The following is a 12,872-nucleotide window of genomic DNA, read 5'->3' as shown; positions in this document are numbered from 1 at the left end:
CGGTCCGGGCATCCTGGCAAGAATCTCCCTTTTTCCTCTCTGCTGTGAAAGTTTGTGCCACACTGGCCCCGTGAGCAGCAGCACGCTCGGGGGGCCGTGGGTCGTCGGGCTCGACGTCGGGGGGTCGGGGAGCCGCCTCCTCGCCCGTCGCCTGCCCGCCGCGGCAGGGTCCGGTGCGGGTACGGACGACGTCGCGCTGTCCGGCCGACCGGTCGCGATCGGGCCGACGGGGAGCGACGCCGCGGACGTCGTGCGTGACCTCCTCGACGCCCTCCGTGCCGCGGTCCCCGCTCTCGCCGCGGACGGCGTCGCCGCGGCCGCGGTCGGTGCGACCGGCCTCGCGTCCCTCGTGCGCGACCCCGCCGAGCTGCACGCCGCGTTGCGCACGGGCCTGCCTCCCGCCGCGGGCCCCGCGGTCGACGGCGACCCGTCCGTCCGGCCCGGCCCGCGCACCGCCGTCGCGGCCGACGCGCTCACCGCGCACCTCGGCGCGCTGGGCGGCCGTCCCGGCGCCGTCGTGGCGGTCGGCACCGGGGCGATCGCGCTCGGCACCGACCTGCGGACCGTGTGGCACCGCGTCGACGGGTGGGGCCACCTGCTCGGCGACCTGGGCTCCGGGTCGTGGATCGGCGCGCAGGGGCTGCGGGCCGCGGTCGCCGCGCACGACGGCCGCGACTCCGGCGGCTCGCCGGCGCTGCTCGCCGCCGCCGTCGCGCGGTTCGGCCCGGTGCCGTCGTGGCCCGGGCAGCTCTACACGCGCCCCGACCGCGCCCAGGTGCTCGCGTCGTTCACGCCCGACGTCGCGGCCGCCGCCCGTGCCGACGACCCCGTCGCGCGGCAGGTCCTCGCGGGCGCCGGGACCCACCTCGCGACGACGCTCGCCGCCGCGCTCGTCGACGGCGTCCCGCCGCTCGCCGCCGCGACCGGCGGGGTGCTGGGGATCGGCCCGCTCCTCACCGACGCGTTCCGGGCGCGGCTCGCCGTGCTGCGGCCCGACGTCGCGCTCGTCGACCCTGCGGGCACGCCGCTCGACGGCGCGCTGCACCTCGCCGCGCGCCTCGCGACCGAGCCGGGCTCCGTCGTCGAGCACGCGCCCTGGCTCACGCTCGGCGACCACGCCGCGCCACCGACCGCCGTGCCACCGACCGCCGCGCCACCGACCGCCCTGCCGCCGGGCGCGCCCGGCACCGCCCCGCACCCGACCACCGCCGAGGAGACCCCATGACCGCCGACGGCCTCGTCCGCATCCGCCAGGCCCTGCCGAGCCTGCGGCCCGCCGAGGCGCGCATCGCCGAGGCCGTGCTCGCCGACCCGGCGGCCGTCGTGGGCAAGACGATCACGGAGCTCGCCGCGCTCGTCGGGACGTCGCAGGCGACGGTCGTGCGGTTCTGCCGCGCGGTCGGGTACGCCGGGTACCCGGAGTTCCGCATCGACCTCGCGCAGGCGACGAGCCGCCGCGCCGTCGAGCAGGAGCGCGCGAACGTCGCGCATGGCGAGATCGACCCCGACGACACGCTGCACGACGTCGTCACGAAGATCGCGTTCCACGAGGCGCGCACCATCGAGGAGACGGCGCGCATGCTCGACCTCGACGCGCTGGAGCAGGTCACCGCCGCGGTCGCGCAGGCGACGCGGATCGACCTGTTCGGTGTCGGGTCGAGCGGGCTCACGGCGCAGGACCTCGCGCAGAAGCTCCAGCGCATCGGGCTGCTGTGCTTCGCGTCGCCGGACCCGCACGTCCAGCTCCAGTCCGCCGCGCTCCTGGCCGAGGGCGCCGTCGCCGTCGGCGTCTCGCACAGCGGGCTCACCGTCGAGACGAACGACGCCCTGCGCATCGCGCGCGACCGCGGCGCGACGACCGTCGCCGTGACGAACTTCCCCGAGTCGCCGCTCGTCGAGCACGCGGACCTCGTGCTCACCACGACGGCGCGCGAGACGCAGTTCCGGTCCGGCGCCCTGTCGAGCCGCATCGCGCAGCTCGCGCTCGTCGACTTCCTGTTCGTGCGCGTCGCACAGCGCCTGTACGACCGCACGACCGCGAACCTGCGCGCGACGTACGAGGCCGTGCAGCCCCACCGCCTCGGCTACGACCGCCGGACGCGCCCGTGACCGCCGTCGAGACGCCCGGCCTCGAGCTGCGCACGGACCTCCTGACGCGGGTCGCGCAGGCGCACGACGCGTCGCACTACCTCCTGCGGCCCGAGGTCGTCGTGCGCGCGCACGACCGCGACGGCGTCGTCGCCGCGATGCGCGAGGCGTCCCGCCGCGGGCTGCCGGTGACGTTCCGCTCCGGCGGCACGAGCCTGTCCGGCCAGGCGTCGGGCGCGGGCGTGCTCGTCGACACGCGCACGCGCTTCACCCGGGTCGAGGTGCTCGACGGCGGCGAGCGCGTGCGCTGCGAGCCCGGCGCGACGCTGCGGCTCGTCAACGCGCACCTGCTGCGGCACGGGCGCCGGCTCGGCCCGGACCCGGCGAGCGAGATCGCGTGCACGATCGGCGGGGTCGTGGCGAACAACTCGTCGGGCATGTCGTCGGGGACGGCGCGGACCGCGTACCGGACGGTCGAGGCGATGACGGTCGTGCTCGCGAGCGGGACGGTCGTCGACACGGGCGCGCCCGACGCCGACGCGCGCCTGCGCGCCGCCGAGCCCGCGATCCACCGCGGTCTCGCGGAGCTGCGCGACCGCGTGCGGGGCAGCGCGGCGGCGCGCGCGGAGATCGAGCGCCAGTTCTCGATGAAGAACACGATGGGCTACTCCGTCAACGCGTTCCTCGACCACGACGAGCCCGTGAAGATCCTCGAGCACCTGCTCGTCGGGAGCGAGGGCACGCTCGGCTGGGTCGCCGACGTGACGTTCCGGACGGTGCCGCTCCTCGCGCACGCCGCGACGACCCTCCTCGTGCTCGACTCGCTGGAGCACGCCACGGACGCGCTCGTGCCGCTCGTCGCGTCGGGCGCGGAGGCGATCGAGCTGCTCGACGCGGCGTCGCTCCGCGTCGCCGCGGCGGACCCGGCCGCCGATCCCTCGATGCGCTCGCTGGCCTCCGGGGCGGGCATCCACCGGCAGACCGCGCTCCTCGTCGAGTACCGCGCGGCGACCCCCGACGGTCTCGCGCCCTTCCAGGAGGCGGCGCGCGACGTCGTCGGCTCGCTCGCCGGCTTCCTGGCCGTCCCCGCCACGGTGACGACCGACGCCGCGACGCGCGAGCGCCTGTGGCGCGTGCGCAAGGGCCTGTACACCGCCGTCGCGGGCGCGCGGCCCGCGGGCAGCACCGCGCTGCTCGAGGACGTGGCCGTCCCCGTCGCCGACCTCACCGCGACGGTGCGGGACCTCGGCGCGCTCTTCGAGCGCCGGGGCTACGGCGACGCGGTGACGTTCGGGCACGCCAAGGACGGCAACCTGCACTTCATGATCACGCCGCGCCTCGGCGACCGCGCCGAGCTCGACCGGTACGCGGCGTTCAGCGACGACCTCGTCGACCTCGTGCTCGGCCACGGCGGAACGCTCAAGGCCGAGCACGGCACCGGCCGCATCATGGCGCCGTTCGTGCGGCGCCAGTACGGCGACGAGCTCTACGCCGTCATGCGCGAGGTCAAGCGGCTGCTCGACCCGCACGGCCTGCTCAACCCGGGCGTCGTGCTCACCGACGACGACCACGAGCACCTGCGGAACCTCAAGGTCGAGTCGTCGGCGGGCGGGGACGACGCGGCGCTCGTCGACCGCTGCGTCGAGTGCGGGTACTGCGAGCCGGGCTGCCCGTCGCGCACCGTGACGACCACGCCGCGCCAGCGGATCGCGCTGCTCAAGGAGATGGCCGCCGCGCCGCCCGCCGAGCGGCGCGAGCTCGAGCGGCAGTACGCCTACCAGGGCGTCGCGACGTGCGCCGCGGACTCGCTCTGCGTCGAGGCGTGCCCCGTGGGCATCGACACGGGCGTCGTCATGAAGGGCCACCGCGCGCGGTCGCAGCCGCGGCTCGTGCAGCGCGGGGGAGCGGCCGCCGCCGAGCACTGGGGGACCGTGGTCACGGGCCTGCGCGCCGCGCTCGGCGTCGTCGAAGCGCTCCCGACGCCGCTGGTGCGCGTCGCGTCCGACGTCGCCCGCGGGGTCGTCGGGACGGACGTCGTGCCGCGCGTCGACGCCGACCTGCCCGGTCCCGGGCCGCGCCGCGGGACCACGGCCGTCGTGGCCGACGGCGGCGACGCCTCCGCGCGCGCGGTGCTGTTCGCGTCGTGCATGGGCGAGCTCTTCGCGCCCGCCGGGGCCGGCCTGCCCGGGGGCGCGTGCGGCAGGGACGGCGCGGGCCGCCCGGTCGGGGCCGAGGCCGCGTTCCGGGCGCTGTGCGAGCGGGCGGGCGTCGGGCTCGTGGTCCCCGACGGGATCGGCGGGCTGTGCTGCGGCACCCCGTGGTCGTCCAAGGGCCTGCCCGACGGCGCGGCCGCCATGGCCCGCAAGGTCGTGGACGCGCTGTGGGTCGCCACGCGCGAGGGCGAGCTGCCGGTCGTGTGCGACGCGTCGAGCTGCACCCACGGCCTCGCCGAGACGGCGCGCCACCTCACCGGGACGGACCCGCGCGACGAGCAGGCGCGCGACCGGTTCGCCCGCCTGCGGGTCGTCGACGCCGTGACGTTCGTGCGCACCGACGTGCTGCCCGGCCTCGCGGCGCGCGGGGTCGACGTCGCGCGGGCGGGGGACGTCGTCGTGCACCCGACGTGCGCGACCGTGCACCTGGGCGCCGTGGACGACCTGCGGGCCGTGGCGGAGGCCGTCGCCGAGCGCGCCACCGTGCCGACGGCCTGGGGCTGCTGCGGGTTCGCGGGCGACCGGGGGATGCTGCACCCCGAGCTCACCGCGGGCGCGACGCGCGCCGAGGCGGACGAGGTCGCGCACCGCGCCGGCACGCTCCCCGAGGGGCGCTTCGACGCGTACGTGTCGAGCAACCGGACGTGCGAGATGGGCATGTCGCGCGCCACGGGCGAGGACTACGTCCACGTGCTCGAGCTCCTCGAGGCGGCCACGCGCCCCGGCGCTACCGTCTGAGCCGCGCGCGGTCGCGCCTCGGTCGGCGCGCTCGGCGCGGTCGCCGCGACGCGGGGAGGCGGCAGACCGCTCGTCGTGGTGCATAGGGAGAGCTGACCGGTGGACGCCACCGCCGGCACGCCCCCAGGAGGACGACCGGATGGACGGCATCACCGCGATCGCGCAGCGGGTGGCTGCCATCGAGGCGACCCTCAGCCCCGCCCGCGCCGTCGACGTCCGCACCGTCGACGCCCGCGCCGCGGACGCGGTCGCGAGCGGCTCCGGCGCGCGCTTCGACGAGCTCCTCAGCACGGTGCTGGCGGGCTCGACCGGCACCGGCAGCACCCCGGTGGCGGGCGCGACCGGTCCCGACCGGACGCGCACGGTCGACGGTGTCCCCGGCGACCTCGCGGCCTACGGCAACGGGAAGATCCCCCGGACCGCCCTGCAGGAGGTCGGGACGACCGGCCACCGCCTCTGGGCGCCCGCGGGCCAGGCGCTCGAGGGCCTGCTCGCCGAGGCGGCGCGCGACGGCGTCCGCATCGGCATCACGGACTCCTACCGGTCCTACGACGCGCAGGTCGACGTCGCCGCGCGCAAGGGCCTGTACTCCCAGGGCGGGCTCGCCGCCGAGCCGGGGACCAGCCCGCACGGCTGGGGCATCGCGGTCGACCTCGAACTGGACGACCGGGCCCAGGCGTGGATGCGCACCAACGGCGGCCGCTTCGGCTTCGTCGAGGACACCCCGCGCGAACCGTGGCACTGGGTGTACCGGTCCTGACCACCGCGGTCGCGACCTTGTGCGGTAGGCGTCGCAACAACCGCTCGGCCGCGGTCGCGACCTCGAGCCGCCACGCTGGGGGTCTGGTCGGCGGTCACCGGGCCGGCAGCCCCGACCGTGCTCGCAGGTCGTCACCGGACGTCGTCGCGCCCTCGGCGGCGGCGCGACGGGCCCCGTCGACGTCGTCGAGCACGCAGGGCTCGGACAGCCAGAACAGCGTCTCGCGCAGCGACTCGAGGTAGTCCCCGGCCATCAGCACCGCGGCACCGCGCCCCTGCCGGGTGATCCGCATGATCTGGAGCTCTCGCTCGGCCTCGTCCACCAGGGCCGACAGCCTGTCCCTCGCCTCGCTCAGAGCTACCGACTTCATGCGCTCATACTGTCCGGACTACGAGCCTGTGAATAGCCTCATTCTTGCCAAAGAGGCACCCCCTTCTTCCCGTGCTCGCGGCCTTCTCGGCCCACGGGACGCCGGGAGGCCCGCGCAGCGGGCGTGCAGGCCGTCGGCCTCGACGTGCTCGACGGCGGATCGTTGGCGGGATCTCTGCGCGCTCGAGGTCAGTTCCCGAACCCGACAGCGCAGTCAGGATTCGGCTGCGTTCCTGCCTGTAGTCCGTGCATCGGCGGACTTTCGACTTTTGATTGACACCCGACAGAAGCCTCGTAGGATGACGACCGAGTGGTAGGTGAATTTCACCCGACCGCTACGGCCCGACCGCCTCCGCGCGTGCCCCGGTGCACGTGGTGGCACTCTCCGTCCGCACGACGACGTGCGGGGGGATCGCGCTCGACGACGAGACGAGGAGGACCACCGGGCAGGGGGCGCGCAGCCCTCCCACCAGCACAGACAGACCGAGCCGCCCTGATTCCGTCGTTGGCGCGACGGGGGCGACCCGGTCCGGATGACCCCTCACAGGCGACTGAACCTCACAGGAGCGGCATCAGATGAAGGATATCGACCGGCGTACGCGCCGGAACCGGCGGGTGACCGCGGCTCTGGCCGCTGGCGCCCTCGCGCTCACGGGCCTGGGCGCGGCGACGGCACCCGCCGTCGCGCACGACGGCGTCGACCACGGCGCGGAACCGGGCGCCGAGGCGGCGCTCGACTGGTCCAACTACGAGCGCGTGCTGCTGACGAAGGACGTGGGCGAGCCCATCGACCTCGCGATCCTCCCGGACTCGCGCGTCCTGCACACGGCCCGCAACGGCGACGTGCGGCTCACCGACCCGGCGACGGGCATCACGCGCGTGGTCACGACGCTCGACGTCTACGCGAACTCCGAGGACGGCCTCCAGGGCGTCGCGCTCGACCCGGAGTTCGAGGACAACGGGTGGGTCTACCTCGTCTACGCGCCGCGCGACGCGGACGGCGACGGCGTCGCGGACACTCCGACGGGCAACGCGCCCAACTCGCTCCCGGCGGGCGAGGACGAGAGCTACTGGGACCGCTGGGTGGGCGTGAACCGTCTCGCGCGGTTCCAGTGGACGGGCGACACGATCGACCTCGCGAGCGAGCAGGTGATCCTCGACGTCGAGGTGCAGCGCGGCCAGTGCTGCCACGTCGGGGCGGACATCGACTTCGACGGCGACGGCAACCTCTACCTCACGACGGGCGACAACACGCCCGCGAGCACCCCGGGCGCGAACGGCTTCGCGCCGAACAACGACGCCCCCGGCATGAACCCCGGCTTCGACTCGCGTCGTGGCGCGGGGAGCACGAACGACCTGCGCGGCAAGATCCTGCGGATCCACGTCGAGGACGACGGCTCGTACTCGATCCCCGAGGGCAACCTGTTCGCGCCGGGCACCGAGGGCACGCGCCCCGAGATCTTCGTCATGGGCGTGCGCAACCCGTTCCGGTTCGAGGTCGACCCGGAGACGAACTCGCTCTCGTGGGGCGACTACGGCCCCGACGCGACGAAGGCGGTCGCGGAGACCGCGGGCCGCGGGCCCATGGGCCTCGTGGAGTGGAACGTCGTCTCGCTCGACGACCCGCACAACGCCGGCTGGCCCTATGTCCAGGGCGACAACTTCGCCTACAACGACTGGGACTTCGCGACGGGCACGCCGGGGGAGTTCTTCGACCCCGAGAACCTCGTCAACGACTCCCGCTGGAACACGGGCCTGCGCGAGCTGCCGCCGGCCCGCGCCGCGACGCTCTGGTACGGCGACAACCCGGGCGACCAGCCGTGGGACGAGCTCGTGAACTTCGGCTCCGGCTCCGGCCAGGCGCCGATGGGCGGTCCCGTCTACCACTACGACGCCGACAACCCGTCGACCACGAAGCTCCCCGCGTACTGGGACCGCAAGGCGTTCTTCGGCGAGTTCTCGCAGGACTACCTCGCCGCGTTCACGGTCGACTGGGAGACCTTCGACGTCACGCACATCGAGGACTTCCTGCCGAACGCCGCGCTCGCCGCGGCGGGCCAGCCGCCGCACGACAACCCGATGGACCTCGAGTTCGGTCCCGACGGCTCGCTCTACGTGCTCGACTACGGCGACGGCTTCTTCCGCGCGAACCCCGACGCGGGCCTGTACCGGATCGACTACGCCGAGGGCAACAAGGCGCCCCAGGCGCGCTTCACCGCGACGCCCACGTCGTCGTCGCAGGCGCCGCTCGAGGTGACGTTCGACGCGTCGACGTCGTCCGACCCCGAGGGCGACGACCTCACCTACGCGTGGGACGTGGACGGGGACGGCACGTTCGACGCCGAGGGCGTCCGGGCGACGCACACGTACACGGAGATCGGCGCGTACACCGCGCGCCTGCGCGTCACCGACGCGTCGGGCAAGTTCTCCCTCACGTCGCGCGTCATCTCTGTCGGGAACCAGGCGCCCGAGGTCACGATCGAGTACCCGGCCGACGGCGCGTTCTTCGACTGGGGCCAGGCCGTCCCGTACAAGGTGACCACGACCGACGCCGAGGACGACCTCGGCGGCGGCGAGGCGCCGACGCCGCACCTCACGTCGGGCGACCAGATCGGCGAGTGGCTCGCCGACGCGATCGGGCACGACGTCCTCGTCGAGACGCTCGGGGTCGACGCCGAGACGCTGGGCGAGGCCTCCGGCTTCACCCTCGACGAGCTCGTCGCGATCTCCGGCGGCGCCGTCACCGCGCAGATGGTGGCGGACGTGCTCGAGGCGTACGCCGCCGCGTTCGAGGACCCGCAGGCGGGCTCGGGCACCGTGTGCTCGCGCGTCGCGTGGACCTACGGCCTCGGGCACGACGAGCACGCGCACCCCGAGTCCACGGGCACGGGCTGCACGGGCGCGTGGCGCACCGACCCCAACTCGCCCGAGCACGGCCCGGGCGCGCTCCTGTACGGGGCGGTCGTCGTCACGTACACCGACGCGGGCCACAACGGCCTCCCGCCGGCCGCGGGCGAGGCGACGCTGCGCCTCAACCCGAAGGAGCAGCAGGGCGAGCACGCGATCGGCCGCGAGGGCGTCGAGGTGTTCGCCGACGCGACCGCACGGGGCGGCAACGCCGTCCGCGGCCTCGGCGCGGGCGACTTCCTGCGGTACGACCCGGTGAGCTTCGCCGGGATCGACGGCGCCGTGGTCCGCGCGAGCGGTAGCGGCGAGCTTCAGCTCCGCTGGGGCGCGGCCGACGCCGAGCCGTTCGCGACCGCCGTCGTCCCCGCGGGCGAGGGCTGGCAGGACGTCGAGATCACGTTCGACGCCCCCGAGGGCTCGGGCACGCTGTTCGTGACGTCGTCCGACGAGCTCGCGGTGGACGCGATCACCATGGTGGGGGCGGGCGCGGCGGACGTCACCGCCCCGACCGTCGCGCACACGCTCGCGCCGGAGGCGCCCACGGGCGTCGGCGGCGTGTTCAACGAGCCGGTGCGGTTCTCCGTGCAGGCCACCGACGACGGCGCGGTCGCGAGCGTGCAGTACTCGCGCGACGCGGGCGCGACGTGGACGAACCTCGCGGCGAACCAGCAGTACGGCGTGACGTTCTCGCAGGACGGCGCGTACGACCTGCTCTACCGCGCGACCGACACGGGCGGCAACGTCTCCGAGGCCGGCGCGGTGTCGTTCACGATCGACCTCGACGCCCCGGACGAGCCGACGGTCGCCTCGGCCACGACGGTCTCCGTCGGCGCCGCGCGCGTCTCCTACGGCGCGCCGGGCGAGGCCGTCGTCACGGTCACGGGCGAGGGCGGCACGCCCACGGGCGAGGTCGTGCTCACCACGGGCGAGACCGAGGTCGGGCGCGGGACGCTCGCGGACGGTACGGCGACGATCGCGATCGACCCGTCGCTCGCCGTCGGGACGCACACCCTCACCGCGACGTACGGCGCCGACGGCGTCTACACGGCGTCGGCGGGGACCGTGCGCCTCACGGTGGCCCAGGCCCGGTCGACCACGACGGGCAGCGTGGCGCCGAACCCGGTGAAGCCCGCCGTCGCGGCGAAGGCGACGCTCCACGTGGAGTCGTCGACCGGCGTCGTGCCCACGGGCGACGTGCAGGTGACGGTGCGCAAGAACAACGGCACCGTCGCGTCGCTCACCGGGACGCTCGACGCGGCGGGGGACGTCGTCGTGACGCTCCCCAAGCTCGCGGCGACCGGCACCTACCAGGTGCAGGCCCGCTACCAGGGGTCCGCCGGGGTCGCGCCCAGCACGGTGAACCTCACCCTCACGGTCCGCAGCTGACCGTCCCACCGGTGGCCCGGGCGACCCGCCCGGGCCACCGGCCCCCAGGCGTCCCCGGGTGCGGTCCCGGGGCGGCTCACCTCGAAGGAGAGACATGAGTTCACACCACCACCCGACGGTCTCGGCCAAGCCGATGACCCGTCGCAACCTGCTCAAGGCGCTCGCGGCGTCGTCGGTCGCCGTGGGCGTGGGGGCCGCCCTCGGTCCGTCGGCGGCGAACGCGCTCGGCGGCGCCCTCCCGACGGCGGTCGCGCCGTCCGGCGGGCGCAACCGGCTCGTGCCGGTGAACCGCATCGGCATCCAGCTCTACACCGTGCGGGACAAGGTCAGCTCGCTCGGGTTCCGGGCCGTGTTCGAGGAGCTCGCCGACATCGGCTACTCCGAGATCGAGTTCGCGGGCTACACGCAGGGGAGCGTCGGCGCGATCACCGTGCCGGAGATCCGGCAGCTGCTCGACGACAACGGCCTGCGGGCCGTCGGCGCGCACGTCAACCTCACCCCGGCGAACATCGACGCCGAGATCGAGAAGGCGCTCGCGCTCGGCATGCCGCACCTCGGCCAGGGCGGCCCCATCGCGGGCGGCTACGGCGGCCCCATCCCCAAGGCGCAGTGGCTCCAGGCCTGCGAGACCTGGAACCAGATGGGCGAGAAGGCCCGCGCGGCGGGCCTCAAGCTCTACTCGCACAACCACGCCCAGGAGTGGGCGTTCACCAGCGACGACCCGAACCAGCGCGTCTACGACCTGCTGTGGGACAACCTCGACCCCGAGCTCGTGTTCTTCGAGATGGACGTCTACTGGGCCTACGTGGGCCGCCACCTGTACCCCGGGTTCGAACCGATCGACTACGTCACGCGCGACCCGCGCCGCTTCCCGATCCTGCACCTCAAGGACGGCAAGACGAACGAGTCCAGCGGCAACGGCTACGACATCATCGAGTTCGGCGCCGGCGACATCCCCTACCAGGCGTTCCTCTCCCAGCTCCGCGACCGAGGGCAGCGGTTCGGGCTGTACGAGCAGGACAACGCGGCGACCGTGGCCGAGCCCGGCAACGCCCTCAACTCCCTGGGCAACGCCCGCCGCAGCTACGGCGAGATCTCCTCGCTCCGCGGCTGACGCGGACCGACCACACCTGACAAGGAGCATCACATGAAGTGGAAGTGGAAGGTCCCGGCCGCCGCGCTGCTCGCGGTGGCCACGGCCACGGCGGTCGCGCCCGCGGCGCAGGCCGCCGACGTCGAGTGCACGACCGACCTCGGCGATCGGACCGTCAGCGGCGACCTCGTCGTCCCCGGGGGCGCGGACTGCGTCCTCGGTGGCGCGACCGTCGAGGGCGACGTCGTGGTCCAGCCGGGCGGCTGGCTCGACGCGACGTCCGTGACCGTGGGGGGCGACGTCGTCGCGACCGACGCGTACGGCGTGCTGCTCGACGGCACGAGCGTCGCCGGGGACGTCAGCGTCTACTCGGCGGGCACCCGGAACGGGTTCCTGTACCTCAACGACCTCACCGTCGGGGGCGACGTCGCGGCCGGGGGTGTGGACGTCGAGATCAGCGACTCGACCGTCTCCGGCGGGCTGCTCACGCAGGAGGCGAGCTACGTCGACCTGCTGCGCACGTCCGTGCGCGGCGACGCGACGCTCGACGGCTCCGCGTTCGGCGTGACGGTCGCGGGCGCCGTGGTCGGGGGCACGCTCACCGTGAGCAACGGTGCGCGCGACCTGCTCGTCGGCGCGACGGCGTCCGGCGAGGCCGACGAGTGGGGCAACGCGGTCGCGGGCGACCTCGTGCTCAGCGGCAACGCCGGCAACCTGCGGGTCGCGGGCACGGCGGTCCAGGGCACGATCCGCGCGACGGGCAACGACCCGGCCGCCGTCTTCGGGCCCGGGAACACCGCGGGCGGCGTCGAGGGCGACCACACCGGCGAGGAGCCGGGGGCCGCGCCCGAGGGCGACCAGGCCGTGGCCGTCACCGTGCCGCAGCAGTCCGGGGGCGAGCTCACGTGGTCGCTCGAGGGCTCGTCGCGCCTCGTCGACCTCGGCGTCGCCGACGAGGAGCTCAGCTACTACCAGGCCCAGGGCCAGCTCGTCCCCGTGCGCGTGCAGGACACGCGCGCGGGCGACCCGGCGTGGTCGGTCACCGGCCAGGTGTCCGACTTCACGGCGGGCGGCCAGACCGTCGACGGCAAGCACCTCGGCTGGACGCCGGGCGTCATCGAGAACGGCGGCGACGCGGTCGCCGGCGCCCCGGTCGCGTCCGGGTTCGACGAGGGCGAGGGGCTCAAGCAGGCACGCACCCTCGCGCGGGCCGACGAGGGCCACGCGCGCGGCGCGTCCGTGATCGGGGCCGAGCTCGACCTCAAGATGCCGCTCGACACGCCGCGCGGCACCTACACCGCGACGATCACGCTCACCG

The 12,872-nt window shown here is 74.9% G+C and carries 7 protein-coding genes and 1 pseudogene; 7 read left to right on the top strand and 1 reads right to left on the bottom strand.

All coding sequences use genetic code 11. The annotated features are described in order from the left end of the window. Positions 1-70: 70 nt before the first annotated feature. From ACPCUX_RS06665 to ACPCUX_RS06650, 4 genes are all read left to right on the top strand, one after another. On the top strand, positions 71-1,225 hold the full coding sequence (locus tag ACPCUX_RS06665; protein WP_423388419.1) for a BadF/BadG/BcrA/BcrD ATPase family protein: 1,155 nt from the start codon (positions 71-73) through the stop codon (positions 1,223-1,225). After that, positions 1,222-2,109 (top strand): MurR/RpiR family transcriptional regulator, encoded by an 888-nt coding sequence (locus tag ACPCUX_RS06660; protein ID WP_021482220.1) that lies wholly within the window; start codon positions 1,222-1,224, stop codon positions 2,107-2,109. The genes ACPCUX_RS06665 and ACPCUX_RS06660 overlap by 4 nt, the downstream gene beginning before the upstream one ends. Continuing rightward, positions 2,106-5,039: an FAD-binding and (Fe-S)-binding domain-containing protein gene (locus ACPCUX_RS06655; RefSeq protein WP_415297495.1), complete on the top strand. Its 2,934-nt coding sequence runs from the start codon at positions 2,106-2,108 to the stop codon at positions 5,037-5,039. Before ACPCUX_RS06660 ends, ACPCUX_RS06655 begins: the two co-directional genes overlap by 4 nt. 139 nt (positions 5,040-5,178) lie before the next feature. Next, on the top strand, positions 5,179-5,799 hold the full coding sequence (locus ACPCUX_RS06650; RefSeq protein ID WP_423388418.1) for a M15 family metallopeptidase: 621 nt from the start codon (positions 5,179-5,181) through the stop codon (positions 5,797-5,799). Positions 5,800-5,893: 94 nt separating this feature from the next. Here ACPCUX_RS06650 and ACPCUX_RS06645 read toward each other — a convergent pair whose 3' ends face one another. After that, positions 5,894-6,169, bottom strand: a complete 276-nt coding sequence (locus ACPCUX_RS06645; RefSeq protein ID WP_021483283.1) for a type II toxin-antitoxin system Phd/YefM family antitoxin — start codon at positions 6,167-6,169, stop codon at positions 5,894-5,896. Positions 6,170-6,783: 614 nt separating this feature from the next. Here ACPCUX_RS06645 and ACPCUX_RS06640 point away from each other — a divergent pair. The 3 genes and pseudogenes from ACPCUX_RS06640 to ACPCUX_RS06630 form a co-directional block, all read left to right on the top strand. After that, positions 6,784-10,461 (top strand): PQQ-dependent sugar dehydrogenase, encoded by a 3,678-nt coding sequence (locus tag ACPCUX_RS06640; RefSeq protein WP_423388417.1) that lies wholly within the window; start codon positions 6,784-6,786, stop codon positions 10,459-10,461. Between the two features lie 94 nt (positions 10,462-10,555). After that, positions 10,556-11,575, top strand: coding sequence for a sugar phosphate isomerase/epimerase family protein (locus ACPCUX_RS06635; protein WP_034651214.1), 1,020 nt, complete (start codon positions 10,556-10,558; stop codon positions 11,573-11,575). A gap of 33 nt (positions 11,576-11,608) precedes the next feature. Next, positions 11,609-12,872 (top strand): annotated as a pseudogene (locus tag ACPCUX_RS06630) (hypothetical protein); the annotation flags it as partial.

This window comes from Cellulosimicrobium sp. AB352 (assembly GCF_049538415.1).
Taxonomy (GTDB): domain Bacteria; phylum Actinomycetota; class Actinomycetes; order Actinomycetales; family Cellulomonadaceae; genus Cellulosimicrobium; species Cellulosimicrobium funkei.
This window is presented reverse-complemented; position numbering and strand designations above follow the sequence as displayed.